The sequence below is a fragment of the Nostoc punctiforme PCC 73102 genome, from assembly GCF_000020025.1.
GTDB lineage: Bacteria > Cyanobacteriota > Cyanobacteriia > Cyanobacteriales > Nostocaceae > Nostoc > Nostoc punctiforme.
On record NC_010629.1, the window covers coordinates 1 to 26,419 of the forward strand.

The following is a 26,419-nucleotide window of genomic DNA, read 5'->3' on the forward strand; positions in this document are numbered from 1 at the left end:
ATTAATTACAAAAATACATTTATAACTAGAAAATGACCACTTTTACACGGTCTTTGTATCTCAGTAATGTAAAGCTAAATTAATTACAAGTTTATCTAATGTCTGTTGTGATCTCAAGGCAGGCTTGTTTGTTATTAGTAGAGTAGATTCTCTCAAGAAACCCAAATTACACGGTTGTCGGCTCAATGCCAAAAAAGCGATCGCGTTAGATCAATATATATAGGCAGTAATTACACGTAATGGCTCTTTCATTTTATGCACTCGCAGTTTTGATTCGGAAAAATTCTATATAATCCTACCGTAAAGGGTGATTATACGGAAACTTCCTGTATAATAAATAGTTGGGCGGGGGAAAGGCAGTACATGAGCAGCAATTCTGAGAGATGGCGACGTATGGTTCAAGTGTAAGCGGTACTCGAACGTACTTTGTTGTTAAAACGCGATTCTTTCGCTCTCTTCAATGGAAGGGAGCTTCGTAACATGTGCATTTCAGCAGGGAGGTTCGTATGAAAAACTTTGTTCCAACAAGTATCGCATTGGCAGGTCTTGTGATGCTTGCTGCGTCCGCAGCGCCTATACACGCGCAATGTGCATCGCCGAAGTATGTTAGCGGAGTTTGGAAGGCGAATGATGGGGGCACATACCGCCTTCATGCCATCGGCAGTACCATTTGGTGGGTCGGAATGAGCGGTGACGACGGTCGTTCCTGGACGAACGTGTTCAAAGGTACGCGAAACGGCAATATCATTGATGGGGATTGGGCCGACGTTCGCGGACAACCGTGGGGGCATGGAACGCTCAAGCTACGGATCTCGGGTACAACTTTTATGGAGAAGATCGACGGCACTGGCAGCGGATTCGGCGGGATTCGTTGGGGCCGTGGCGGATGTAACGACACGCAAGGCAACCCGGGGTAGTGTGAAGGTAGCTGCAACCAGGGGCAAACTCAACAGTTTAGTTTATATAAATTGATAAATATGTTTTCCGCCCAAGCAGCGATCGCTCTTGTTGGGTTAATCTGCGGCTGAATGCCAAAAAAGCGATCACGCCAGATCAATATATATAGGCTCTGATTACACGTAATGGCTCAAAGGTGGAATAGGCAAAAGTATACTTGAAAAAATCTTTCTCCCCCAGCCTCCCCAGCTTGCGAGGCTCGACCTCGCACCTTTATTTCGCGGTCGTACCTATTCCCAAAGCTGATAAATTCAAACCAAAATTCAATAATTTTACATTTAATGGGTGGGTTTATTTTAATGCTTTTAAATCATGTAAGGTACAGAGCAAACGAGGCTTTTCAGGATCAGTCAAATCTAGCTGCTCCCAAGATATTGTATAGCCACTGTGGATCTTGTGTGCCCCAAAAAGGTGTAAGATTCTCAACCCAATTGTCCAAGCAGATAGTCTTTCTAACACAGCAATGGTTCCGATCAGATATTCCTGAATAACCCATTCTTCACCTCGTTGTTCGGCACGTACTTCCTCAATGCGTCCGGCGGATTTGCCAGTTGAATCCAATACTTGTTTGCCCAGTAGCAGTTCCAGATGAATTTCACGAGTTGCCATGTTCTGCCCCTGGAATTCGTCCAATAATGTGTTCCCGAAGCCATTTTTCAGAAGCCAATGCCGGAGTTGCGTCAGCTTCAATCTCGACTTCAACATCGATACCAACATCCCGCACTTTTGACCACGGAATTCTAAACGGTTCACTTTGTTTAGGGGTAGTGTTACGGAAAGTGTCACCAGGGGCAAAGTAATGAATAAAGTACCGAATTTTATTGAGGAGTTGGAACTTTATCCACTTTGATTCTGCTTCAGTGGGTAAAAAGGGTTGAACAGCACATAAAAATCGCTCTTTAGTTCCGACTCCATTTTTTATCGGAACTTTTTAGCAATGGTGAGTGATCGCTATCCCCAATCATTATAAAAGCTGAAACGCTTGTCTGGTAGTACTTACACGCTACTTTGCCCCTGGTGACAGCTTCCGTAACTTTACCCCGTTTAGCACCCCAACTACTTTGAATTGCTGCTACCCACCTTCCTAAACGTGGATGAATCCGTCGTGCAAGAGTTGTCATACCAGTTTCGATATAAGAGAGTCGTGGCGGTTCCCCGTCGCGCAACTCTATGACAATTCCATCGACTTTACCCAGCTTATGCTGATCGCTGTCAACTAATTGGTTATCGAGTACATCTCTAATAATGTTCATTTTTTATCACTTCCAGTTGATTATTGATGTATTTAACGTAAACACGCAGCAGCGATCACCCTCCAAGAATTTCTAGTGGAATAGCAACGATCGCTTTCATCGAAAGTAGGATAAGCGTGTAGCTGTTACCAGAGACGTGCTGGGGTTAGCCACGACTAACTAAGGCATCTGTGACGAGCAGCTTTTGGTAAAACAGCTAGGCGAATCCATCCTAACGGGGTTATTTTTCTAGCTAAATTTGTTTAATTAGACTGAAGGCTTATTCCGCTCTCTACGTTGCAATAGAAGAGGTAAGCTATATCAGCAAACTATAGGACGGCATGAGGACGAATCAAACGAGCAATCGAGAAAGTAAGTTAAATTCACGACAGCGCCTTGTTGGAATCAGGATCTTGCTAGTAGAGGATGAGCCAGATATTGCAGACCTGCTCATCTTCGTTCTGGAAACAGCAGGTGCAGAGGTGATGGCTTTGATCAACGCAGAAGCAGCCTTCGGCATCCTCGAATCGTTTCATCCGAATATTCTGGTATCCAATGTCAAGTTGCCTCATCATAATGGAAATTGGTTGATTGAGCAAATTCGGGGACATTCCAGCCCATACTTCCGGCAGTTGCCAGCAATCGCTATTACTTCTTATACACGGGAATTTTCCGAAAGTAAGGCTTTAAATGCAGGCTTTAATCGATTTCTAGTCAAGCTTGAGAATCTAGAGTCAATAGAGGGTGTGATAGTTGATTTACTATCCAGCCGTGATTATACGGACTAAAGTCAGCAACAAGCGTACTCAAGTCATGAACCTGTGGTTTACCGCTATCTAATGGCTCTTAAGTTCTAAGGCTATGAGTTGGACTTATCTTTATATAGTTTGTCCTGTAAGCCTTGCTACAACTGCAACAAGATCATCAGGTTCAAAAGGCTTACAAATAACCTCTTGAAACCCTGCATCTATTGCTTCGCTAATGTCTTCTGGATACGCATAACTTGTTAAAGCCACAGCTGGAAGAAACCCACCCATTGACGCTTCTTTGTTTCTGATGGAGGTAACTAGTGAGTAACCGTCCTTGTCAGGCATCCCGATGTCGCTGATCACAATATCTGGTTTCCACTCTTCAATTGCTTCTATAGCTTCATCCACCGATGTTGCCGTTTTGGTTTGTGCCTGGTAATCTGACAAAATAAACGTAACTATACACAAGCAATCGTCATTGTCATTGTCATCTACCACAAGTACCCTTAAACCATTGAGGGATGGAGATTGACTTTGCGGTATTTGCTCTAAAAACTCTCTATCTTTTTGTGGATATGTCACGTTAGAATTTTTTGGCAACATAAAATAACCTCCTACTTGGTGATCTCAATTAGGAGTCTTAATAAGCAGATGGTGGTCGCCATCTGCTTTTAGACATTTTCATTACTAAATCAATAATAGAATAATCTATATAGCCCTATATTTTCAATTACTCTTTCTCTTAAGCTTGTTATAGCAAGCTTTGACCTCACACACCAAAGACATCACTTGTGTAAAGTAGTACTTATTCCACTAGAATTCTAGGTAATAAAGTAATCATTTATCAGTGTGGTAGTTCAGAAAAGATTACGATTAATAACCTTATCCTTCTCAAATAAATCTGACTTAACCGACCAGAATCGAGTCGAATTATTACAATCCAAGCAACTCTTAAGTTCTAGGCGGCGAAGCTCCGTGTCTGCCGATGCCTGTAACAATCTGAGTGTCTCAACGAGTGGATTTGTGGCAGTGGCAGACACCGACTATTTGAGCGAAGCGGTTAAGAGTTGCGCCATCACCTAGAGGGAAATTCCTTTACTCTGTCTTCTTTCTTGTTGCCGCTTTTCTTCTATTATTTGTTGCAATATACGCTCTGCTTTTTGCCAAAGCTGAATATCTTCTCTTTCTATTTCCCCCACATTAATCGGTGAATACTCAAGCTTACCTGAATGGTTTCGGTTAACTGCCACCCGAAAAATTTCACCTCGTTCATCATGGGTAAATACCAGTTCTTTCCCCTGCTTTTCCAGAGTGGCACGTTTAAATCTAAGGCTATTCTCACTACTTTCTTTTAATTGCCAATTGATGAGTTCAACAGCAATAGGCACAGCTATAGCTAATAATTCTTGCTCTTGACGCTGCTTTTCTGTGAGTGAATTTTCTGGCTCTGACTTTTGAGTTGCCAGTTGATTGCTAGCGATAAGTACCAATTCTCTGGCTTCATCTTGTGTCCATCCGGCTGGACTGGCTTTGAGAATTTCTTCAACATCTTGGGGTAGTTTATTATCTTTGAGCGCCTGTATAGCAATTTCTTTATCTCGGTCAGTCACTAATAAGTTTTGCAAATCGGTGCTGTAATACTCATATAATTCTGCTGTTTGATTAGATTTTAGCTTTAGTTTATCTATGGCTAAATTTTGAGCTTTATTAAGAGCAATTGCATCCACTGTTTTTTGCGATCTATGGAGTTGCTCCAAATAAACAATCGCTGCTTCCAGGTTGTCGAATATGGTTCTTCCGGCTTCTACCTGCTGCTGATTTTGAGAAAGTTGTTGTGTTAATTCTAATACTGTTTCAGTTAATGCTGAAGAGACAGTCGATTGCTCAATATAATCAAAAATTGATGAAATGGCTCTCTTCTCTAGATATGATTGTAACTCATTCGCAAGCACTGCATTCAGGTCATTAAATGTAGCTTTAGCTGTAACAAGCTGCTCTTTGTATTGAGAAAGTTGTTGCGTTAATTCTAATACTGCTTCAGTTAAGGCTGACTCGACAGTTGATTGCTCAATATAATCATATATTGATAAGATAGCTTTCTTCTCTGCATGGGATTGCAACTCAGCCGTCAACGCTGTTTCAAAGTCATTGAATGTAGTTTTCGCTTCAACTAACTGCTGATGATATTGAGAAATTTGCTGTGTTAATCCTAATACTGTTTCAGTTAAAGCTGACTCGATAGTTGATTGCTCAATATAATCATATATTGATAAAATAGCTCTCTTCTCTGGATGAGATTGTAACTCAGCCGTCAATGCTTCATCAAAGTCATTAAATGTAGTTTTCGCTTCAAGTAGCTGCTGATGATATTGAGACAGTTGCTCTGTTAATCCTAATACTGCTTGGCTTAAAGCAGATTCGATAGTTGATTGCTCAATATAATCAGAGATTGACAAAATGGCTTTTTTCTCTGCGTGGGATTGCAACTCAGTCGTTAACCCTGTTTCAAAGTCATTGAATGCAGTTTTAGCTCGAAGGAGTTGCTGCCGATAAATAGATAGTTGTTCTGTTAATTGTGGCAACGTTTCAGCTAAAGTATCATCAACTGCTGACTGTTCAATAAAGTTAGAGATTGTATTTATGAGTTCTGAACTGGCTTGTTGTTCTGCATCTGATTTAGCTGGATTTATCTGGTGTTTATTTTCAGCTATAGCTTGAGCTTTTTTCGGGAATATGGTTGGTATTAGCTCTTGATTAAGTTGGCTGTTATCTACAGAATCTAAGAAATTATTTAAGTGTTTAATTTCGCTATCGTCCCGTTTGGGGTCGTAATTTATCCCCAATTCTGTCTGAAGCTTTGTAAATGAACACTTATATTTATTGAGATTACCTCCCTGTTTCCAGAGGAAACGGGGGCTACCATCTTCATTAACTGAGCCGACATCAATGCCAAACTTGATGCCCCTTACCCCACCGTGACCGTAATAACTAACGACAGCTTTGACGTGATACTCTCTCCATAACTGCTCAATTAGCTGGGGCATTGTGGGTTTATTTACTGCCACTTGCTCAATCGCCCGTCGCATTATTTCTTCGCCTGGAAGTCCATCGCATTCGACTCGTTCCAGTTGATTACGAGTCATAGCCTTTTGCTTACTCTCCCAACTGCTTTGAACTTGGGTTAGCTGAAATTCTCGCTCTAGCAGTCGGGCGGAGTGTTCAGAGTGGGCGTAATTATTCCAAGTGCGGATAGATTTACCATCTAGGTTATTGACTCTAGATGCAACGATGTGAGTGTGGTCGTGTTCTTTATCAGAGTGCCGCGCTATAAAGAAGTCATAGGCTGGTAGTTCTGATTCTATGAAGTCATCAACTAGCTGTTTTAGTTTGGTATCTGATATTCTTTTTTCTGGCTGTTTAACTTGGGATTCATCACCTTGAAGCCGCGATAGTACAATGACCGATGCCAAGTGACGTTGAGACAGATTAGCTAATTCGTCATCATTTAGCGTTCTATCACTTTTTGGTACACTAAGCATTAAGTGATAGCATGGGTCTTTTAGCTGCGGGTTAAGATGGGCTGATAAGGTAAACTGGTCAACCAATTCATTGGTACTTCTCCCGTACATATTCCCGCCAATAATTTTGGCTTTCTCTTTTTCAAGCACATATTTAGTAGTGCCACGAAATGATTTATTAGCCTTAACTTTGGTAATCATTGCGCTGCCCTTCTACCGAAGGTTGAGTGAGTGATTGGCGAGTCTGTTCTAAAAGTGCTGTCAGTTCTTCAAGAGTTTTCAGATATAATTTCACCTCGTTAGTCAACGGTTGGCTACCAATTTTCACAGCTTCGTTAATAGCCCTAGTCTGTTGATTCAGGTTGTTACCAATCTTTTTTAACTCATAGATAGCCTGTCGGTTAACTTCGGGAATGACTAATTTAGGATGTGGCAAAGGGTAGTCAAATAATCTCGCTCTTATATAGTCACTTTGCACCACTCCACTGCAACGCTGCTCTAGTCTAGTTTTCTCGGCATAGCTAGCCCTAAACGTGATGGTTACTTCTCGCTTTTCATCTGGTGCTACTGACCGATTGGTTAATGTGTCAGCTAGTTGATTACTAAGATTGGTGCGGGGGTCTGGCTGCATAACTAATTAGGCGTTTAGCTATTTTTATCTTTATTTTTCACCGGGTTATTCGCTGTAGCTGCTACGGCGCTTTGCGCCGAGCAGGTAGGCGAATAACCCGGAACCTTTTCTCACTTATTAACCCCTTGAAAAGAACGGTTTTCTGGGGGTTTGGGGGACACCCCCAACAAGCAAACACACCGCCTTTCGCTTGCGAAAGGGAGCGCGGTAGCGCGTTACGGTGTATTGCTTGCCTATGCCCCCACGACAGGTTAGGGCAAACGTGAGCCAGGAGGCACAACGCGAGACTGGGGGAGTACGAGACTTTGGCGAACCATGAGTGGCTGTCTGCAATCACCTCGATGTAAGCGAGGGTATGGTCTATTGGGCAATGCTGTCCATACTAGTGATACGAAAGATGTTGATTCATGAGTAACTGCTTTTTTAGACTAGTCTACCTCACGAGGATACAAACCTTTTTCTGTTGATATTCGTCACATCACGACAAGAAACTTAAACTTTTTTTGACCACGAATTTTTTACAATTGAATAATTTATTACTAGTGCTGAATATGTCGCGCAAACCGAAAGCTGTCCCTTTATCAAAAATAGAAGATATTCAAATCAGTCTCAAACAGAAAGCCGCGACTCCTAAAACTATCAGCCTGTCAGATTTAGTTCTCAGTTTGGCTAAACCTATTCAAGATATGTTAGACGCTGGCTACTCTTATGACGATGTTTCTGATGTGTTTAAAGGTCATGGGGTAGAACTGGCGGCCAGTGGTCTGAAGAGTTTTCATAAAAAAGCTTCGACATCAACTGACAATAATTTGAGTAGTTCATCATCAGATAAAGCGGTTGAAGAATCAGTTAATTCTGACTCCGAGCCAGAATCAACTGATTCTTCAACCACAACTAATGACTTGGTTTCGCCAGTAGAGCCGGACAGTTCACCAATTGAGAGTAGTGAACCATCCGGCTCATCATCATCTAAAACTAGTAAACGAAAGAAAACAACTCCTAATACTTCTGCCCAATTTAATATCACTGATAGGAGTGAATTATGAAACGTATCGTGATGATACTGGGGGGCAAGGGTGGTACAGGTAAAACTGCCTTTACTCGCTTGCTACTGGATGTAATGCACAATAAAGGAATTAATTATCTAGCTTATGACGCAGATACAGAGAATCCAGAATTGTACGAGTACTATCAAAACTTTGGCTCAGGGGTAAGGCTATTAAATTTCCTGGAGGTAGCAGAGGCGAAACGCTTCTTTACGGAAATCAAAGCGGAATCACCGGACTCAATAATAGTAGATATGCCGGGGGCATCAAGCAATAAAACCAGGGAGATTATCAGTAAGTTTGGGCTATTTAAGATTGCAGGTGATTTGGGTTATCGAGTAACGCTGGTGACTGTGCTTAACCTTGGGTATTCAGTCATCACTAGCTTAAAAACTATGGCGGAATTCTGCGGCGCTCAAGCTGATTATGTGATTGTGAAAAATCTATGCTGGGATAAAGGTTCAGGTTTTCAGCGCTGGGAGAATAGTAAAACGTCGGCAGCGATATCTGAATTGAAAGGCATAGAAATAGAAATGCCAGAGCTAGACTACTCGACCTTTGACACGTTGACAGAGAAAGGTCTACCTTACTCGGCTGCTACTGAAGAGAATGGTTTTCCTTTTGGAGATTACCTGCTAGTGAGTGGGTTTTTGGATCAGGCTAAACCAGAGCTTGAAAAAGCTGGGGCTTATCTGGGGTTGCAACAACCAGAGGTTCTGGTTGCTGCTTTAGAAAACACTACGACTTCAAAACAGACAAAAGTTACTGCGTCTACTTCTCGTCGGGGTCAAAAGAAAACTAATGAGCAACAACAATAATGGCAACGGGAATCACAGCAATCCTCACTCTGAAACTGCCAATTTAACAGAGAGCAGTGAACAAGGTGAGGTCAAGATAGCACTAGGCAGATTATATAGAGAGTTTGAAAATTTTAAGCAATCACAAAAAACTGAACGCGAACGCGATAGGGCAGAGTTACAAGCATGGGCGCAAACGAATTTAATTCAGAATCAACTCCTCAGCAAAGCGATGGTGACAATCGAGATGCTGACGACCGAATTGAAGAATCAGAATCTCTCATCGAACGAGTACGAGAAGAACAACGAAGATTTGAGACAAGAATTAACTCCCTTAATAACGCAGTTAAAGAATATGCCCAAGTCATCAGCGACATTAGAGAGCTTAGAGTTCAAAGGGCTAAAGAGCGAAGTATTGCAGTTGAAACAGAACGGGAATCAACTGTTGAATCACACGCAGAAGTTGACTATGGTTATTCAGGAGTTGAAGAACAGCCCTCCCCCCGAACCCATCACCATAGAGAAAGAGGTTTATCGCGCTGAACCCATAGGTAAATATGGTACGATGGGGTTGTTTTCTGCATTATTTAGTTTGTTGATTTTCGTTATATTCAATCAATTTATTCCGGTAAAAACCTCGGATGATTTCAATAACTATCTACAAGCTATCTGGCAGCGTACTGGTTACAGCAATGTCAAGCTACAACGGATAGAAAAGCGTTTGGGGACTGACCGAAATCGAAGATAAAGGGCAATATATAGTGATTGGGGCAAACAGGCTTAACGTAATATTTGCCCCAATAATAGAAATAATCAAAGGTAAGAATGCACAAGCTTACCTTGAGTTGACCACTTCTCATCTAGAAGGCGACAAGCGACGTAAACAACATTTTGAGGATTGCGCTTGTGTCTTCCATTAGTACCCCAAGAACGGACGGTATAATCACCTTCATAACCTAAGACAAGTGAAAGCTCGTCGTAAGTTAACTGCCATTTTTTCTTAAACTCAATTGGGTGCATAGTATTCAGGTATTTCCATAAATTAATTAGCAGAGACGCAAAGAGAAATTATCAAAGGTAAGAATCTATAACTTTCCCCTCAGATGACCATTTTTCATCTAGAAGGCGACAAGCTACATAAGCAACTTTTTGAGGATTGCGCCTGTGTCCTCCATTTATCCCCCAACAACGGACAGTGAAATCATTTTCGTAACCTAAGACGAGTGCTAGCTCGTTGTAAGTTAATTGCCACTTTTTCTTAAACTCAATTGGGTGCATAGGATTCAGGTATTTCAATAAATTAATTAGTCGTGTCTGGCAGACATTATTAAGACATCAACCCTTACCGTGGTGTCTTGCGGTGTCTGAACTGGTGTCCGAGTCGTGTCTAAGCTATGTAAGGGTTTCAGGCTTTTGGTGTCTGCCGTGTCTGGGGTTGATATCTGCCAAAAAAGCCCCGTTTTTAATCACAGACACGCTAGACACCCAAGGGCTTAATCTTGGTTTAACTTGATGATTCCTTCACCAATCCAATTGGCTAACCCTGCCCCAACAATCTCGTACATCCAAGACTTAATAAGCTCTACAGAGAATCTTTCACCCTGTACTTTAAAGTTGCCCTTAAACTCTCTTACATCAGCTTCAACTCGTTCAGTTCTGATGAAATATTCATACAGTTTTTGCGCCTGAGGTGATAATTTATTCGGCTCACTTTGGGTATTATCTGCCTTGCTACCAAGATTGAATTCCAGTTCATAAATGCGCTCTAAAGTGGCTTTATCGATGGGGGGATTGGGATTAGATTCTGCTGGGAGAGCGTCGCTAAAGTCAGATATTTTCGCTGTCATTTTGGGGAGATTAACATCAAGCCATTCGTTGGAACTGTCGAGTTTAACATGAGCAAAACCAGTCGATGAGGGCTGTAGTGTAACTGGATCTACTTCTGCCAAACATTCAACTTGGAGCATCTTAGAAACAAGATTATGTAATCCCTTAATGCCGAATAAACACGTCTGGGTGTTGTTGTGAGCTACGACAGTAATGGGCATCTCTTGCTTACGGCTTTTGGTTAGTGCCAGCTTGCCGAATTTGTCTAACAGTTCTGCATCTTTAATGAAATCGCCGTATGTGGTGGCCTCCTCACAGATTAAAGACAAAGCTTTACCTGATGCCCAAAGTTTCTGCCGCCATTGCGACTCACTCAATGATGAATTATTAAAGGTTTTTAACCGTGATTCTAATTCTTGAACGTAATCGCGGATCTGCTGCTCTATCTCGTCCCAGGAGTGGTAACTTTCAACTCCTCGCCATTCACTACGGTTCGAGTCGGGGTCAAGGACAATCACACGGTAGCCGGCTTGTTTTTTGAGTTGGATTACATAACGGGCTAGCCAAGATTTACCGCCCCCTTGGTTGCCCCAAATTAGGGCAGTTTGTTTAATTAGGTTTTGCACCCATGCCGTTTTATTGTCCTGTGGTGCGATTGCTTGGTTGTCTGCTCCAGTAACCTTGTCGTTCGGGTCAATCGTCCCTTGTAAAGTCTGACTCCCTTGCAGATAGGGCGTTTTCATCTCCCGTAGCTGCTTAATGTACTCCGCCTTCTGTTGGTCAGTCATGCCTGCGGTTTGCGCCTCAAAAATGGCATCAGTTGCCTCCATTTGCGTGACTTCAATCTCAGTGTGGGCGTAAATCTCGGCTTTTTGGATATCAACGGTGCGATCATTGGCTATCAAATCTAAATCGGCTTGCAATTGGACTTCTGCGATCGCAACGTCTCGGTAACTCTCTAGTAGCTCGGAACGTGCAGCCATCTCAGCTTTTGCAGCATCCCGTTTTTGGGCGATGTCTTCAAAAACTGCTCTCTGCTTCTCCTCATACTGACAATGGCGCAGCATCCACCCAGCTAGAGCAAACCCCAGGAATCCACCAAACGCCCAAAACGGTTTGCATGGGTTAGTCGCTTTTACCAACCCATTAACGCCCATAGCTGGGTCACGCACTACTTGGCGGGGCATTCCAGACAGTTTCCATTCTTGCCAGTAGAAGGGGGTCATGCGAAACGGTCGGTTATCTTTATCCCGGCACACCAATGCTTTTGAAGGGGTTTTGATGCAGAAGTAGATCCGATCGCTGCTGGTTCCCTGCCACGCCATCGCAGCCGATCCAATACCCACAGTTAAACTCAATCCAATGGCAACAGCTTTCTTGTCCATCGGCAACTGTCCGAACCACTTCATTAAACCCGATTGTTGTGACTCAGATAACTGTTTATGTTTATCGCTTAAATAATTCATTTCCTCTGACTTCCACCAAATAGAAAAATCATTAATATCGCTAGAAATATGCCCACTCCTGCACCATCCATCCAACTTGAAGATTCAGCAGTTTTTGGCTTATAAACCGACTCAATAGAAGTCTTAACTGTACTTGTAGAAGTTCTCGCTTCATTCCATTCACTAATCGGGTCAGATAGCGCACACAATAACGCCAGTGATGCACTGCAACCAGTCATTAGATTAGTAACGAAATTGTTAAAGCCTTCACCTGTTGCAGTAGCAGTAAAATACAGGTGTGCAGTTCCCACAGCAAGAAACATTCCAACAGGGTGAACTTGCAATAGGTGAAAGGTGAAAATAACTGCACTGTTTAAGCAACTGCCAGCGACAACTTCACTTGCGTTACCAGCACGTCTAAATGTCCGACCTCTATTGTTTTCTGGGAGTGGTTGCGATGGTTGCTCTTGTTTCTGTTGTTGTGGAGTCTGTGCCAGCCCTTCCATTAAAAAAGGGCTGACGCTATGAGGATCTTCATTTCGTTTCCTTACTAGCATCAGCCTTAACCTTTCAACTAATAGTTATCTATCGCCTAACTTCTGCCACAAATTACCTAACATTGCACCCCAACCGCGAACTGTTCCTGTTGCTGAAACACTAGATGCTGGTGCATGATTTTGGGATTGAACTGGTATTACTTCTTGAGGTGTTTGGTTTGGCTCTAATGCTCTGGAACCATACCTCGCACGGGCTAAAAGTTGTTGTCGTTTCTCTCTCAGTCCCGTAGTAATTGCTTGCCTTTCAGCTTGTACAACTTGCCTGTTTTCGATGCCGCTAATCTTGTTTTCATGCCTCCATAATTCTGCTTGTAAGTCGTGGTGTAATTGGGCTGCAACTTCGGCTAGTCCGTGCTTACGTTTTTGGTCAATCCGCAACAAGTCGGCTCTATCTTGGGCATCTATCTTGCCCATCTCTGAATCAAATTCCGAATTTAATTTGCGAATCTTAGCGATAGCACCCGCTACATGAGAGCCGTATTGTTTACGAAGTTCAGTCCAAGTTACCTGCCCTTTGGTTAACTTCTCCATCGCCTCAAAGACCACCTTGGCATTGTCCAAAAATGGTTCTAATCGGTCACTTAACTCTTGGGCATTATTCGCATAATCGGCAAATTGTTCAAGCTTGTTTATATCCGAAAGATAGCCCAAAATATCAGACTCAAACCCTCCCCAAGATTGCGCTTTTTCATCAATATGCGAACTATGACCAACTACCGGATTGCGTATTGCAAAGTCCATTGCGCTATTCTCCTAATAAGGTATGTTGTCGTAGTTGATATCGCTGGATTCTTGGGGTAACTCATCCCAGTAACCCATCTCTTCAAATCGGTTATAAATTCTCGTTGCTAATTGCCTTACGGGGTCGTCCAAATCTTCAGAGATTAAATCAAATCTGTTCTCACCAAATGCCAAAGTATTTGCAATATCAGGGTCAATCCCATTACCCAAGAATTGACCAAATGCAGCAGAGTATGGATGGTCATCGATAGTTTCATGAGTTGCTAAGAATTCCGTTCCGGTGAAGGGTGGGTAATCTTCACTCTCGAAGATTGGTGTGGAGAGTGCCTGAATATCTGCCGAAATCATTGCAGCCCATTGTTCAGGATTTTCCGCTTTGAATTGCTGCTTTCTTAGGGCGGAGTCGGTCAGAGGTGATTTGCCCCAATCGTTGGGATTTTTGTAATCAAGTGTCATTTGTTAGAATCCTTGTAACGATGTGTACTTGATGCACTTTCGGATGAGGCGATTGCACTTACTTTGCTCGGTCAGGGCAATCGCTTTATCATCAGTTCTCACAAAACTCATTTAATTCAAAAACCTCTCTCTGCACTTGGTTTTGGCTTAGTTCAAAGCGTCTAGCTTTCGAGTCATTGAAAATGAAAGGGGCATTGACTCGACAATTAGAGCGATGGCTGTAGCGCAGTTGTTGACCACGGAATTGGTACAGATGATTACGCTGTAAGGCTGTCGTTGAAAGCATAAGTTTGTCCCTCGACTTGGGAGTAGAACTCGATATTTAGGATTGCTTCGTGAATCTCCATCAAAGCTTGCACAGCATCACCCATCTTTAAGTCATTCGATGTACTGAACCGCTCGGACGCTTCGATTTGTTGATAATTTGGGGATGCTTGCACAAACCTTAGAGTCTGTTCGCAACCGAGGATGATGGTCATGATTTCGGTTGTTGTTAAGCTTGGTTGCGTCTTTTGGGTGTCTTGGTCGCTCATGACTTCTTTCCTTGACTTTGAGCTTTTATCAGTGCGGTTGGGGCTTAAAAGCTACCCATTGGGACAAATTTCTTAGCTTGTGGTGATGGCTGAGGTTTGATAGATGGTGGCTGAAGAGTGCTGTGTGTAGGCGTTTGAGCTACTAGAGATGACTGTATAGGTAGTTGGTGTGAGTGCTTTAAGCAATTAACTAGACAATCACCGTAATTGACCAACAGTAAGGTAAACAGTTGAGAGAGGTTATCAATTCCAGTCGCTTCTAAAATTTCTTCGGCTTTGGGCTTGTACTTGGGATTAAGAACAATTCTTGTTTGCGTCATTGGCATTACTCCTGATAAGCCATTGCAATGATGTTGAACAACTGCGGCGATGGGGCAATCTTAAAGCGATCTCCAGAAGTTGCACAGATAGGGGCGGCGATATCTGCACTTCCACCTACAATCAAGACTTCTCCCAACTCTGGTAGGTGTTGCGCCCACTTCGAGCGAATTTCTCTCCGGGCTGACTCCACCCACTGGTCACAGGCTTTTTCAAAGATGGAGGAGAAATCAAGTTTGTCTGTCCCGTAGAGGCAATCACCACGAGCGATCGCGTCCATGATGCCCTGTAAACTGGGGCTGTAATCGAGAGAATAAACTTCTTTCATCTCTACCGCTACTTGCTGGGCGAGTGCCTTGGTTCCGGGTAGAATCACCTCCGCATCATGGATCATGGTTCCGTTCGGCGTGTAAATTCTGGCTATAGCCGTGCCTCCCCCTAAATCCCAAATCGCGTTCTTCGCTTCGGGGAAGCTGAAAAATCCTTGATTTAAGGCGTAATGAAATGCTGGCTCAGTCTCATCAACTGGGACAACTTCACCCACGGTATAGGTGATGTATTCGCCATTGCGTTTAAATTCTTTGGTCAGTGGGTGGTTAGCAATTCGCTTCACTGCGACTACATCATCATCATTGAGAGTATTGGGCAGTGCCACAATCATCTGTTGGATGTGTACTGATGTTTGTCCTGGATTTGGCTGGATTGCCGCTAGTGCCAGGATAGATGCTAATTGGCATTTGTCTGTTTGGAAAGTCGGCTCACCACCTAGTTCTTGAGCTAATCGCCCAATTACAAAGCGTTTACCATCAATTTCAATCAATACTGACTGGTCATCGGGCTTGAGCCGCTTCCACTGGTATTCACTGACCTCTTTTACAACACTGAGTAAACATTGCACAACGTTGTTGGGGTCAATCCACTTCACAAAACGGTTGCCCCCATCAAAAACTACTCGCGGTCTTATCTGTCCGTGCTGTGGACTTACAAACCCGTTACTTGTCGGATAGGATGAGCCGTAAACTGGCTGAATATATGCGTTTGTCATGGTGCAGATTTTAGAGTTAATCCTTTGATTGATAAGCGTTTGCGGTCAATTTTAGGCGGCTACTAAGTCCACTACCTATTTATCCTTGGTGTGGCATTTCACGCGCTTCATCGTCCGTTTTGCGCTCATGTCTATAACTTAGCACATTAATTCACTTTGCACATTAGTGAAATAGTGAATTTACAGCATAGTTACTTATCGATATGCAAAAATGAATAATGAAAATTAATACAATATTTCACTAAATTAGATTTAATATGACTGAGAAGCAAGTATTTGTGAGGGGGAAGATAAGTGAATCTCAAAAAGCAAGATTTAAAGCTGCTTGCGCCCTAATAAATAGACCTATGGATGAAGTGATGGCAGAGCTTATTGAAGAATGGCTTAAAACTCAAGACATTAAATAGAAATGAACTAAATCAGTACATACGTATTGACTTTTAGTACTTTAGTACTGCAAGTCCATTAAAATTGATACTGTTTCAATCTTTATAATGCTTGCAAAATAAGCATAATTCTTAAAAAGACATTGCTAAAAATATTAGTAACGTCATGTACTCGTATGGCTTTTAATGTTATTAAAAAGCTTGTAAAAGCTTGTTCTGCCTGGAATTAAAGATAAAAAATAAATTATTTTATTTTGGAAAGTCGCACATTTACTATTTATTTTTATGGAAGATAAATTACTATGTAATAAGACTATACCCTTAGTCCATCTTTTCTAAGTGTCATGTCACCAGATATACATAAGGAAAGAATGCCTCCCCGGACTCAACTTGCTTCTAACAAGTTGTTTAACAGTCCCAGAAGACACCTCTTTGTTTGAATTGATAAATATTCAAATTTCTTTATAACCTAATGCTAGCAGTTCCGAGAACTTCCTACAACGGGTTTAACAAGAAATTTGATTAAAATTTTGGTGAATCTTCAGGGGAGGTAAAGCCCACACAATTTACCTCACAAGGATTTCACAATGGTAGCCATTTTAAAAGGACAGGAAACTGTTGGCGGTTCCGCTATGCCAGGGGCGTTCGCCTCCTTCGACATCCGAAATTTTCAAGACCAGCTAGAACCGTCCAAAGAAAAAGGCAAGTACATCTGCCCCGTTTGCGGGGGGCATAACTTATCTATCGTCCCAGAAACCGGAAAGTATCAATGCTTCAATAATTGTGAGTGCAAGGACATCCGAGAGGCAATCAAACCTTGGGATGAAGTGCTGGCAGAGCGACAAAAAACTAATTTCAGTGCAGCACCAAACAAAAACCCAATCAGAGTTAAGACGGTCAAGCCCAACCCAACCCCAATTCCAGATGGCGAATTAGGTTTGGTAATGTTGACCGAGCCAGCAACCAATATTCCCCAACCTCAAAAATTAAAGAGTAAGCGAAAGGGCATCCCCGGAAACGCAACCGAAACAACCTATCAATACTCCCCAACCCAATGGATTGACCGTTACGAATGGGCAGACACCAGTAAAGAGAAAGGTTATGACAAGAGTTTTCGGCAATGGCATAGACTCCCCGACGGCACACCAGAAATGAAGAAGGGTGATCAACCTTGGGGGGCATATCGCATTGATGAAGCGCTAGCCTGTGCTAAATCTGTGACGGGAACCTCGGCACTACTCCAGCATGAAGGTGAGGGATGCGTAGAAGTTGGTCGGGAGCATGGTCTTGCTGGGATTACGTTTCAGGGCAGTGCATGGGATAAAAAGACTATCACGCCCGAATATCAACGTGCTTTGGATTCAGGCATAGGATTAATCGTTTTTCTGCACGATGCTGACGACACTGGCTTAAAGAAACTCCAGACCTGCCAGGACTGTGCCGACGAAGTGGGAATTGCATTTATTGGAATTAACCCTCACGACATCTGCCCCGATTTACCATATAAATCAAGTGATATCAAAGAAATCTTGGGGCAGATGGAAACACCAGAATTTATCCGCAGGTTAGAGCAGGAGATCCACGCGGCTGTGGCAGAGCGTGAGCAACTGGCAAAGCTGCAAAATTTTGATGATCCTTTAAATGATCTTGATCCAGTTGTCAGCTTCATTCAAATTGCTTTCAAAACTCTCTATGGCGATAAGAGTTGGATTTGTGCTGCGGATAGGCTCTACTGGCATACTGGCAACCACTACAAACACTCTCCTGATGACACAGAGCGTAGACGAATCACCAATTTTTGTAATTCATTTGCAGTTGAAAATGAGCAAGGTAAAAAATCCTATCCTTACGCTTCACCCAGTTCAGTTAAGAAGGTTCTAGAGTGGGCAAAAATGCGAACGGGAATTGAGGCAGAATTACTCAATCCACCAGGGATTAATTGCACTAATGGGATAGTTAGACCCGTTTTGATAGGTAATAAGGTTATTCCACGGCTAGACCCTCATACCCCCGAAGATTACTTTATTTATGAACCGTTGATTGAGTACAATCCAAACGCTGATACTACAGATTGCGACCGATTACTTGAGTGTTTGGATAGACCCCAGCAAGAAATTCTTTTAAGAAATCTTGCCGCTTCGATTGACCTTAAAACTGTTAGGAAGCTCAGAGGAAGAGAGGTAAAAGCAATTCTAGCAGTTGGGCTTGGGTCTAACGGTAAAGATGCTCTGCGCGAGTGTGTATCAATCATTTACGGCGAAAATGGACTAACTTCTGTCTCTTTAGCAGACTTCCAATTGTACGACGAAGGCAGGAAGTTTAACTTAGCTCCATTGATGCACAGCAGGGTAAATTGGGCATCAGAAAACCCACAAACGTCGAGAATCGACAAGATTCAAAGCTTAAAATTATTTGTAACTGGTAACAAGTTGCATTGTGAACGGAAGGGTAAAGACCATATTGAGTTTACCCCTGAAGCCATAGGTATTTTTAACTTGAATGAAACACCATCATTACAAGGAGTAATGAAAGCAATTCAAGATAGGATTGCAGTTTTAGAGTTTAAGAAAACCTTTGAAAAAAATCCAGATCCTAACAACCCAAATGAATTACTAGCTGATCCCCGCTTTGCTTACGACAAGGAATTTATCAGAACGAAAGTAGCCCCAGCATTTCTAAATAAAATGCTGCAAGCACTTAATGACCTGATAGAAGAAGGCATTGATTACGAATGTACAACTGATGCTTTCTACAACCTTCAGAAAGAAAATAATCACCTATTTGACTTCATAGAAGCCGCAAACTTATGTTATGTCCCTGGTAAGGAACTGACTGCAAAAGAGCTATGGGTAAGACTGGAACATTACTACACTCAAACTGGCACATTAACTATAGATTCCGATAACAACCGCAGAACGTGGAGCGAACAGGTTAGACCCAGTGACAAAAACGTAAAGGGCATTAACCAAGTCATCGCCAGAATCGCTCAACTCTTCCCCAAGGCTGTCAAGGGAACTAGGTACTGTGACATTGCTAAAAGAAACATTCCAGTACTCAAAGGCATTGGCATTTTGGAAGTTACCCGCACCACATTAGACGAAACCCGCACCACTTCCGCACCACTTTCCGCACCAGAAACAACGCATTATCAGGACTTCCGCACCACCCGCACCACTTTTTCAGATTCCCAGGAAAAAAACATTGAAGAGTCAGAAATGAAAATTCAATCGCTTCCTATCCCAATGGAAAAAGAAGAATATGCCACCTCAACTGGTGCGGGTGATGCGGAACCCTTGCTAGATAGGGAAAACTGCTGCGGGGAGTCCTGCGTCAGTGGTGCGGATCAACTAGAAAGTGGTGCGGGTATGCCAACTGATGATCAGGCAGCGATCGCCGCGCCAATTGCATCCGATACTGTTTTGGTAAAAGCTGAGGACGAGAACTTATACTCACTGTTGCAGATTGAAATCGACGGCGGGAACATTGCAGGGTTTGTTGGTTGCCAAGTTGAGGTGCGATCGCTTAGTGGTGCGGTCAAGTTCGCAGGTGAGATGATTAACTACGACTCTAAGAATGGAATTGTGACTGTGGCCACCTCGCAAGGGAACCGAGATGCATCTCTTTGCGAGACGTTTGTAATTGACTAAGGAATGCAACTGGCCATCGCTACTGTCGTGACTGCGCTTAATCGAAAGCACTTCTAAATTAGGTTGCTCCATGTCCTGTATGACTACCGAATTACAGGAGATTGCGAGTAAGCCATCGTGTTGATTGATACCAATTTTCAATGACTGTCAAAATGCGCCGTAAACTACCCCTAGTATCCCTCTACTGTACCCAATGACAGTCGTTTGACAGTCATTGCCCAAAAACCCGATGACTGTCAAACGACTGTCGTTATACCCCCTAAAGGTGCTTTTGGGCGTATTTTCGCACCAGCCAGTAAGGGCGATTTCTCCCCCAAAAGTGGATTTCAGGGTTTTGTATAAGTGATACCATACTCACTATGGTTTCATGCCCTGCGGGTGGCTGCGCCATCTCTCGCTCCGCTCGTGACATGAAACCGCCGTTCGCCTAAAGGGGTTTTTTCGTACTACACTCGCACTGCATTTGTAGCATAATTTTTTATGTCGCCACTAACAATTCTCAGGATTGAGAAACTAAAAACATTCGGCAACGTTGCGGGAAGTGATGACCATGTTACCAGAAACAGAGAAACACCCAACGCAGATCCAACGCTTATAGAATGTCCGGTTAATTGGGGGAGAAGACGAACGCGCACTCGAAGAGATAGTTAAAGAAAAAATCTCTACGCTACTGCATCGCCCTCGGCATGATGCAGTGTTATGCACTCTTCATGTTTCTCTCGGCATCACCTGAATATTTCCGTCCCGTTGATCCATCTCTTTATGGGCAGTGGTCTGATGAGAGGATCAGTATTGAGTCAGCCCTGACTGGCGCTCACGTCAAATTAGGGTTTTGGGGCGTTAGGCTATCTTCTTGACAAAAGCTAACTTTTCCCCAGGCAGTCCCCCTTTTGGCCAACTGTTCGCTCAACTTTCTTATAGCGAGGAAACGCACTACATTATTCTATATAATGGGGTTTAAAAAAAGAAATGCCCTTACTTTTTAGTAAGAGCATTGAAATTTAGTTATTTAAATGTTTAATGGGTAAATCGATACAGCTTGAAATACTTTTCGCTTAAGCTTTATCCAAAATTCTATTACTCACTGAAGATAAATCAAGCTCTATTGCGAATAGTCTCCACCAAATTGCTACGATGATTTCTTGCGTCGCTTGCTACCAGCTAAGGCCAGACCGACAATTCCTAAACCAGCGAGACTAGCAGGCTCAGGAGTCGATTGGACAGTACCAGATTTCTTGAATTCAAATGCAATAGTTTGTGTGCCATTAAATTTGCTGGCATCATAACCAGTGGTTAACAACTGCTGCGTTACATTACCCTGTGCTAGGAACGAGATTCCACTCAGATATTTTCCAGAGTCGATGACATTAAGATTAAATGTATTGTCCTTGCCATTATTAGTAAAATAACTACTGGTCAAATCACCATAACCGACAATACCACCACCTTGTTTTACCTGACTTTCGTAAGAATTCCCTCCTCCTGCTAAACCACCATATGTAGCAACAGTATAGCCCTCTTTGATATTAGTAACTGTCTTTGCCTGAACACCACTATAAACACCTAGTTGTTGTACTCCTGAAGCATTCGCTGAAGCGAAATGAATACCAAACAAATCCCCACTGCTCATAGCATTGTCAAAGGTCTTACCGGCCATATTGAAGAATAAATCACCATATCCAATCTGACCGCCGGCAGCACCCTGTTCAGCCTCTCCTGTTAACTTCATATTGCCATTGATTGCCACAATGATGCTGGTAGCAGTTTCTTTGATAGCCATACCAGAGATATCGTAGGGATTTACTGACCCTGGCGCAGCACCAACCCAGTAATTTCCGTTCATCCCATCTTTGTTTGAATCAAATGCATACTGCCAGCCATTAGCATCGGTGGAGTTTTGACCCATGAGAAGACCAGTTGTGTCATTCATACACTCCAAAGATATGCTAAATGCTGTTCCCTTTAAGTCGGAGGCATACGCTCCTTGACTAGCCACAAAGAAGATTCCAAAAGTGGTAATGCCAATCTTTAGTAAATTGAATAAGTTTTGATTTTTCATATTTTATAACTTGATTGATTTAGAAAATCACAGTTTTCTGTACTTCTCTATTTGTAATTGGAATTACAAAAACAGAAAAGCGTGATTATTCTGAACATATAATTTGGATAAATTAACGATAATTTTATAAAACTCAAATAAAAAATGGCATATTTAGTGAAAATTGCTTTTCTCTAACCCAATTGTATTAAAGGTGAAATAGGAGCCAAGCCAAGTAGGTCTAGTAGCCTACGATTTTCTGCACCCATTTAATTAGATAGTTTTAAAAAACTTTTGGGTTTGTATAAGCTTAACAAACCATATCCCGCCAGCATCTCCGTACAGGGCATCTAAACCCGCTATCGCTAGAAGTTTTTTGTCTATATTAATCTACTTTCAGGGGTCAAATGAGCATCCGTGCAGAAACTTACGTTAAAGCTGAAAACCTTACTGTATAGGCATTCTGCAAATCGATATTTTTGGCAATTCTTGATGTACCAATTAACCTATAGGTTAATTGGTACAGCTTTTTTGTATGGCACTACAAGGATTTGAAGTTCCTAAATTTCAAAGGCTTTAACTGGTAAACGTTTCCAGGATGTTGAAAACAGGTCATCAAGTCCTTAGCGTAAGTTTCTGAACGGATGCTCATTTCACGCCGTTCTCTAGAAATTGCTTTGATGAAGGGTGCGATCGTCTACTTTCCGCCAGAACTGAGGGCATCGAGAAGCGATCGCCCTCATCCACGTTGACCAATATCATTAAATGTCGCCACAGCGATGGTAATGTACTAAAAACAATTGATAACTATTTGCAATAACTTCTTGTTGGCTTGTCTGTCAACGGAGTAATGGGGCTTGTGGCGTAGTAGACTGTCCATAATACAACGCCTATACCGGACACTAACCCGAAAGCTAAATGAGGCCACCGCCCCCAACTCGTCTACCAAACAAGCATTACAGGTCTAGAGAATACCTTACACCAAGTGAAGTGCGATCGCTGCTCGATGCCGCACTAGAACGCAAAGCTCGTTATGCTCACCGTGATTATACACTGATGTTACTCATGTTTCGCCACGGTCTTAGGGTAGGGGAAGCTGTAGGGGCTAAGTGCGGTTTAAGGTGGGATGCACTGATGTGGGCCGAGCGGCAGATTTTCATCACCAGGGAAAAGGGCAGTGATTCAGGGGTGCATCCCTTGAGAGATGATGAATTAGTTCTCCTCAAAGAACTCAGAGAGATGTTGCCCGATAGCAAATATATTTTCGTTTCCGAGCGTGGTGAGGTGATGTCCACTGATGCAGTGCGAAAGCTGCTTGGGCGGCTGGCGGCACAGGCTGGGCTTGATATCAAGGTACACTGCCACATGATGCGCCATGCTTGCGGTTACTATCTGGTGAATCAGGGTTATAACACTAGAGAGATTCAGGACTTTTTAGGACACCGCGATATCAAACACACGGAGAAATACACCAAGCTGAATGCTCGGCGCTTCCTGAATTTTGATTGGGGAGATTTGTGAAATGAAGTTGCCAATTATTTAAATTATGTTCGTACAGGGTTTTCAGACCAGGGTAAATTATCCGCGAACAAAAACTTAGGTATGATAAATTCCCCCAGTTATTTTTCAAACTGAATAAAACGGAGTTAAACGCCTCAAGCCTAAGAAAATTTACGCGGCGTTTTGTTTATTAGGTGTTGATTTTGACGGCTTTTTGACACAGACGGGTGTAACGGGCTAAACGCGTTTGCCTTAGAAAAATTCCCAGGAATTGAAGATTTTTTTAAATACTGTAAATTTATCGGTATTGTAAGAATTAAATTTTTTAATTCTCTTTATAAAGAATATTACTAAAAATAATTACGTTATTTTTTCTCACTTCTTATCAGTTTTCATCTACAATCAGTTTGTTAATATTTATTGGATTAAAAGGACTTCAGAAAATGGCTAAAATCCTAATTTCTGATCTGCATTCTGTTGGAGAAAAAGAAGTATTGCTGAGTGAGCTTTCGGATGAAGAAATGGCTACCATTCAAGGTGGTAGTAATGCTCCTGCTGAAGTCTTAGCAGTTTGCGCTGTTGGAGGAGCGGTACTTGGTGGGCCGGCAGGTTTTCTAGGTGGTGCTTTTGTTGGAGCTATTCTAGCAACAATAGTCGCTAGTCAGGAATAGGTTATTCAAGTATCAATTTAATTTTTAATTAAGCCTCTAATACATTTATGTGTTAAAGGCTTAATTTTTAGAAAAACGATTTTTGTAATTAATTTTATCTTTTTCGCTTGATTCAATGAAATGTCGTCTAATGATAGTATGACGACATCGGCAATTAGGGGGCTGGGAACATCACCCATCATTTACCGACAAAAGCCGTTTTAACTCCTGCTTTAAAACCTCCGGATCTGGCAAATAAAGTTGATATCTTGACACAAAAAGCTGATTAGAAATACCACCCTTAGCATACTCAACCAAAATCTCATCTTTATCTCGCGCCAACACAATCCCTATCGGCTCATTGTCATCCTCCATATTCTCCTCAGCCCGAAAATAATTTAGATACATATTCATCTGTCCAATATCCTGATGACTCACCGCTCGCGTCTTCAGATCGATTAAGACAAAACACTTGAGAATGCGATGATAAAACACCAAATCCACAAAAAAATGCGTGTTGTTTAACGTAATTCGGTATTGCTGCCCAATAAATGCAAACCCCTTGCCCAACTCAAGTAGAAACTTCTCCAACTCAGCAATTAAACGATTTTCTAACTCACTCTCACGATAATTGCGGTCTGGTAAATCCAAAAACTCGAACACATAAGGATCTTTGACCACATCCCGCGCCGACTCGATCCGTTGCCCATCTTTAGCCAGTGCCAAAATCTCCGCCCGATCCTTACTCAACGCCACCCGCTCAAACAAAGCCGAATCCTTCTGGCGTTTCAACTCCCGCACACTCCAGCGATCTTGGATGCACTGCTGCTCATAAAATGACCGCGCCAAATCATCGGAAATAGCTAAAAGCTCCGTATAGTGCGACCAACTCAATTTGCCAGACAGTGTTTGGCAATTCTCATAGTTCAAATAAAACAGACGCATATACTGCAAATTAGAACGGCTAAACCCTTTACCATACGCCGCTTTCAAATCTCGTGAAAGCACCTGTAACAACTTACTGCCATATTCTGCCCGTTCCTTGCCCGCTTGCTCAAACTCGACAATATAACGCCCAATCTGCCAGTAAGTTTCTACTAAAACTGAATTAACCTGCTCAAAAGACCGTTGTTGCCCTAACGCCAAACACTCACCAATGCGATCTAACAACTGCTGATATGAACCATCATTAACCGTTAAATCACTCATAACTCAAACCCCAACGAGAGCCAACTGCGTCTGAAATCTCCAAACAGTTGTAATAATGTAATTATGTAAATAAGTACAAATGTAATAATGTAATTTATTACATTAGCTTTTTAGCTCCTCCTCAACTAGAGCAATCATATATTCCTTAATGGTCATGCCTTTTTTGGTAGCACGGATTTTAATCTCCTGGTGCTGTGCCTCTGTAACTTCAAAAGTAACTCGCTTGCTTTTGCCGTTGTTAACTTCTTCTGTGCCTGTAGTACTAGGCGTTTCAGCAGCATTGCGACTTTCTACCCATGCTGCTGCTTCATCTTTTACAGGCGTTTTCTGAACACCTGGCCTTAAGCTTAGTTTTTGTGATTTTTTAACTTCTGCCATGATTCGTTTCCTCTCTTGCTTCTAATATCTCCTCAACAACAGCTCGTACTTCATCACTGGCAGCACTTTTCGGGGCAGCTTCCAAAACAGTACTCCCAATGTTCAAACACTCAGCAAATGCTACCCTTTGACTTATCTGTGCTTTTAACACTGGAAAGGGGTATTCTCCTAAAACTTCAGTTACTTCTCGCCCAAGAGCAGTGTTCGCTATCTTTCTGTTGATTAGAAATGCTGCTGTTAGGTCTGGCTTATATATAGTGGCCTCTTGTACCAGTTCTACTACCTCATGCACCGCCCACACATCCAAAGGAGATGGTTGTACAGGAACCAGCACAAAATCCACTGCCATGATTGCTGATCTGGTTAAGTCAGAAACTCTTGGCGCACCATCAATGAAAACAAAATCATACCCCTGCGCTAGTTTGGGCAATTCTTTATGCAAGATAGGACGATCCAAACCAATAACGCTAAATGGAGCCTCACCATTACGTGCTGCTGCCCAGTCACGGGTTGAGCCTTGAGGATCAGTATCAACAAGTAATACTCGATACCCTATCATCGAAAAAGCATGAGCCAAATGGATAGATACTGTGGTCTTGCCACTGCCCCCTTTTTGATTCAAAACTGCAATTTTCATAAATGTGTTTTTGTAAAAATGTAATTCATTAAGTTATGACAAATTCTAGAAAGTAATAATACCAAGCTTAATCCCTAAATTACAAATTTACAAATGCACAAAATAGTATTAATACAAATGTA

General features: G+C 42.3%; 30 protein-coding genes. 10 read left to right on the top strand and 20 right to left on the bottom strand.

The window, feature by feature from the left end; genetic code table 11:
- Positions 1-506 precede the first annotated feature (506 nt).
- Positions 507-917: a hypothetical protein gene (locus NPUN_RS44005; RefSeq protein WP_052304757.1), complete on the top strand. Its 411-nt coding sequence runs from the start codon at positions 507-509 to the stop codon at positions 915-917.
- Positions 918-1,248: 331 nt separating this feature from the next.
- Here the strand turns inward: NPUN_RS44005 and NPUN_RS37140 are convergent, their stop codons facing one another.
- From NPUN_RS37140 to NPUN_RS42655, 3 genes are all read right to left on the bottom strand, one after another.
- Entirely contained in the window at positions 1,249-1,566 is a 318-nt protein-coding gene (locus NPUN_RS37140) for a hypothetical protein (protein WP_041566795.1), read from the bottom strand.
- Entirely contained in the window at positions 1,553-1,681 is a 129-nt protein-coding gene (locus tag NPUN_RS44405) for a hypothetical protein (protein ID WP_272913993.1), read from the bottom strand. Before NPUN_RS44405 ends, NPUN_RS37140 begins: the two co-directional genes overlap by 14 nt.
- A 175-nt stretch (positions 1,682-1,856) precedes the next feature.
- Positions 1,857-2,210 carry a hypothetical protein gene (locus NPUN_RS42655; protein ID WP_012412823.1) on the bottom strand — a complete coding sequence of 118 codons (354 nt, stop codon included), beginning with the start codon at positions 2,208-2,210 and terminating at the stop codon, positions 1,857-1,859.
- Positions 2,211-2,530: 320 nt separating this feature from the next.
- Here NPUN_RS42655 and NPUN_RS37150 point away from each other — a divergent pair, with 320 nt between their 5' ends.
- Entirely contained in the window at positions 2,531-2,977 is a 447-nt protein-coding gene (locus NPUN_RS37150) for a response regulator (protein ID WP_012412824.1), read from the top strand.
- A gap of 90 nt (positions 2,978-3,067) precedes the next feature.
- Here the strand turns inward: NPUN_RS37150 and NPUN_RS37155 are convergent, their stop codons facing one another.
- From NPUN_RS37155 to NPUN_RS37165, 3 genes are all read right to left on the bottom strand, one after another.
- The gene (locus tag NPUN_RS37155; RefSeq protein WP_012412825.1) at positions 3,068-3,541 is read right to left on the bottom strand and encodes a response regulator; all 474 of its coding nucleotides are present in this window, start codon (positions 3,539-3,541) and stop codon (positions 3,068-3,070) included.
- A 476-nt stretch (positions 3,542-4,017) separates the two neighbouring features.
- Positions 4,018-6,657 (bottom strand): relaxase/mobilization nuclease domain-containing protein, encoded by a 2,640-nt coding sequence (locus tag NPUN_RS37160; protein ID WP_012412826.1) that lies wholly within the window; start codon positions 6,655-6,657, stop codon positions 4,018-4,020.
- Complete coding sequence (locus NPUN_RS37165; protein WP_012412827.1) at positions 6,641-7,087, bottom strand: plasmid mobilization protein; 447 nt, start codon at positions 7,085-7,087, stop codon at positions 6,641-6,643. Before NPUN_RS37165 ends, NPUN_RS37160 begins: the two co-directional genes overlap by 17 nt.
- A gap of 524 nt (positions 7,088-7,611) precedes the next feature.
- Between NPUN_RS37165 and NPUN_RS37170 the strand changes: the two genes are divergently transcribed.
- The 3 genes from NPUN_RS37170 to NPUN_RS42455 are packed head-to-tail and all read left to right on the top strand — an operon-like array spanning position 7,612 to position 9,678.
- Positions 7,612-8,133 (top strand): hypothetical protein, encoded by a 522-nt coding sequence (locus NPUN_RS37170; RefSeq protein ID WP_234711222.1) that lies wholly within the window; start codon positions 7,612-7,614, stop codon positions 8,131-8,133.
- Positions 8,130-8,951, top strand: a complete 822-nt coding sequence (locus NPUN_RS37175; protein ID WP_012412829.1) for a nucleotide-binding protein — start codon at positions 8,130-8,132, stop codon at positions 8,949-8,951. The genes NPUN_RS37170 and NPUN_RS37175 overlap by 4 nt, the downstream gene beginning before the upstream one ends.
- Complete coding sequence (locus tag NPUN_RS42455; RefSeq protein WP_012412830.1) at positions 8,935-9,678, top strand: hypothetical protein; 744 nt, start codon at positions 8,935-8,937, stop codon at positions 9,676-9,678. Before NPUN_RS37175 ends, NPUN_RS42455 begins: the two co-directional genes overlap by 17 nt.
- A gap of 65 nt (positions 9,679-9,743) precedes the next feature.
- On the opposite strand, the gene NPUN_RS37185 is transcribed toward NPUN_RS42455, so the two are convergent.
- The 10 genes from NPUN_RS37185 to NPUN_RS37225 form a co-directional block, all read right to left on the bottom strand.
- A complete protein-coding gene (locus NPUN_RS37185) occupies positions 9,744-9,950 on the bottom strand; it encodes a hypothetical protein (protein ID WP_012412831.1) in 207 nt (68 codons plus the stop codon).
- Between the two features lie 51 nt (positions 9,951-10,001).
- Complete coding sequence (locus NPUN_RS37190) at positions 10,002-10,208, bottom strand: hypothetical protein (RefSeq protein WP_041566796.1); 207 nt, start codon at positions 10,206-10,208, stop codon at positions 10,002-10,004.
- Positions 10,209-10,423: 215 nt separating this feature from the next.
- The gene (locus NPUN_RS37195; RefSeq protein WP_012412833.1) at positions 10,424-12,223 is read right to left on the bottom strand and encodes an ATP-binding protein; all 1,800 of its coding nucleotides are present in this window, start codon (positions 12,221-12,223) and stop codon (positions 10,424-10,426) included.
- Positions 12,220-12,759, bottom strand: a complete 540-nt coding sequence (locus NPUN_RS37200) for a hypothetical protein (RefSeq protein WP_012412834.1) — start codon at positions 12,757-12,759, stop codon at positions 12,220-12,222. The genes NPUN_RS37195 and NPUN_RS37200 overlap by 4 nt, the downstream gene beginning before the upstream one ends.
- Positions 12,760-12,783: 24 nt before the next feature.
- Positions 12,784-13,500, bottom strand: a complete 717-nt coding sequence (locus tag NPUN_RS37205) for a hypothetical protein (protein ID WP_012412835.1) — start codon at positions 13,498-13,500, stop codon at positions 12,784-12,786.
- A 12-nt stretch (positions 13,501-13,512) separates the two neighbouring features.
- Complete coding sequence (locus NPUN_RS37210) at positions 13,513-13,956, bottom strand: hypothetical protein (protein WP_012412836.1); 444 nt, start codon at positions 13,954-13,956, stop codon at positions 13,513-13,515.
- Positions 13,957-14,047: 91 nt separating this feature from the next.
- Positions 14,048-14,242 (bottom strand): hypothetical protein, encoded by a 195-nt coding sequence (locus NPUN_RS42460; protein ID WP_167315736.1) that lies wholly within the window; start codon positions 14,240-14,242, stop codon positions 14,048-14,050.
- Positions 14,214-14,489: a hypothetical protein gene (locus NPUN_RS37215; RefSeq protein WP_012412837.1), complete on the bottom strand. Its 276-nt coding sequence runs from the start codon at positions 14,487-14,489 to the stop codon at positions 14,214-14,216. The genes NPUN_RS42460 and NPUN_RS37215 overlap by 29 nt, the downstream gene beginning before the upstream one ends.
- A 44-nt stretch (positions 14,490-14,533) precedes the next feature.
- Complete coding sequence (locus NPUN_RS37220) at positions 14,534-14,809, bottom strand: hypothetical protein (RefSeq protein WP_148220531.1); 276 nt, start codon at positions 14,807-14,809, stop codon at positions 14,534-14,536.
- 5 nt (positions 14,810-14,814) lie between these two features.
- Positions 14,815-15,852 carry a ParM/StbA family protein gene (locus NPUN_RS37225; RefSeq protein ID WP_012412839.1) on the bottom strand — a complete coding sequence of 346 codons (1,038 nt, stop codon included), beginning with the start codon at positions 15,850-15,852 and terminating at the stop codon, positions 14,815-14,817.
- Positions 15,853-16,109: 257 nt separating this feature from the next.
- On the opposite strand from NPUN_RS37225, the gene NPUN_RS39925 reads away from it, so the two are divergent.
- The 3 genes from NPUN_RS39925 (at position 16,110) to NPUN_RS42660 (ending at position 20,742) form a co-directional block, all read left to right on the top strand.
- Positions 16,110-16,259, top strand: coding sequence for a plasmid partition protein ParG (locus tag NPUN_RS39925; RefSeq protein ID WP_083782524.1), 150 nt, complete (start codon positions 16,110-16,112; stop codon positions 16,257-16,259).
- Positions 16,260-16,825: 566 nt separating this feature from the next.
- Positions 16,826-19,885 (top strand): DUF5906 domain-containing protein, encoded by a 3,060-nt coding sequence (locus NPUN_RS37230; protein WP_012412840.1) that lies wholly within the window; start codon positions 16,826-16,828, stop codon positions 19,883-19,885.
- A 686-nt stretch (positions 19,886-20,571) separates the two neighbouring features.
- Positions 20,572-20,742, top strand: a complete 171-nt coding sequence (locus NPUN_RS42660; protein WP_193372294.1) for a hypothetical protein — start codon at positions 20,572-20,574, stop codon at positions 20,740-20,742.
- 272 nt (positions 20,743-21,014) lie between these two features.
- On the opposite strand, the gene NPUN_RS37235 is transcribed toward NPUN_RS42660, so the two are convergent.
- On the bottom strand, positions 21,015-21,881 hold the full coding sequence (locus tag NPUN_RS37235) for a PEP-CTERM sorting domain-containing protein (protein ID WP_234711221.1): 867 nt from the start codon (positions 21,879-21,881) through the stop codon (positions 21,015-21,017).
- 960 nt (positions 21,882-22,841) lie between these two features.
- On the opposite strand from NPUN_RS37235, the gene NPUN_RS37240 reads away from it, so the two are divergent.
- Both NPUN_RS37240 and NPUN_RS37245 read left to right on the top strand, forming a co-directional pair.
- Positions 22,842-23,444: a tyrosine-type recombinase/integrase gene (locus tag NPUN_RS37240; protein WP_012412842.1), complete on the top strand. Its 603-nt coding sequence runs from the start codon at positions 22,842-22,844 to the stop codon at positions 23,442-23,444.
- Positions 23,445-23,866: 422 nt separating this feature from the next.
- Positions 23,867-24,094, top strand: coding sequence for a lichenicidin A2 family type 2 lantibiotic (locus NPUN_RS37245; protein WP_012412843.1), 228 nt, complete (start codon positions 23,867-23,869; stop codon positions 24,092-24,094).
- A gap of 171 nt (positions 24,095-24,265) precedes the next feature.
- Here the strand turns inward: NPUN_RS37245 and NPUN_RS37250 are convergent, their stop codons facing one another.
- From NPUN_RS37250 to parA, 3 genes are all read right to left on the bottom strand, one after another.
- Complete coding sequence (locus NPUN_RS37250) at positions 24,266-25,282, bottom strand: PDDEXK nuclease domain-containing protein (RefSeq protein ID WP_012412844.1); 1,017 nt, start codon at positions 25,280-25,282, stop codon at positions 24,266-24,268.
- 102 nt (positions 25,283-25,384) lie between these two features.
- On the bottom strand, positions 25,385-25,660 hold the full coding sequence (locus NPUN_RS37255; protein ID WP_012412845.1) for a plasmid mobilization protein: 276 nt from the start codon (positions 25,658-25,660) through the stop codon (positions 25,385-25,387).
- Positions 25,647-26,297, bottom strand: a complete 651-nt coding sequence (parA, locus tag NPUN_RS37260) for a ParA family partition ATPase (protein ID WP_012412846.1) — start codon at positions 26,295-26,297, stop codon at positions 25,647-25,649. The genes NPUN_RS37255 and parA overlap by 14 nt, the downstream gene beginning before the upstream one ends.
- Positions 26,298-26,419: the final 122 nt, after the last annotated feature.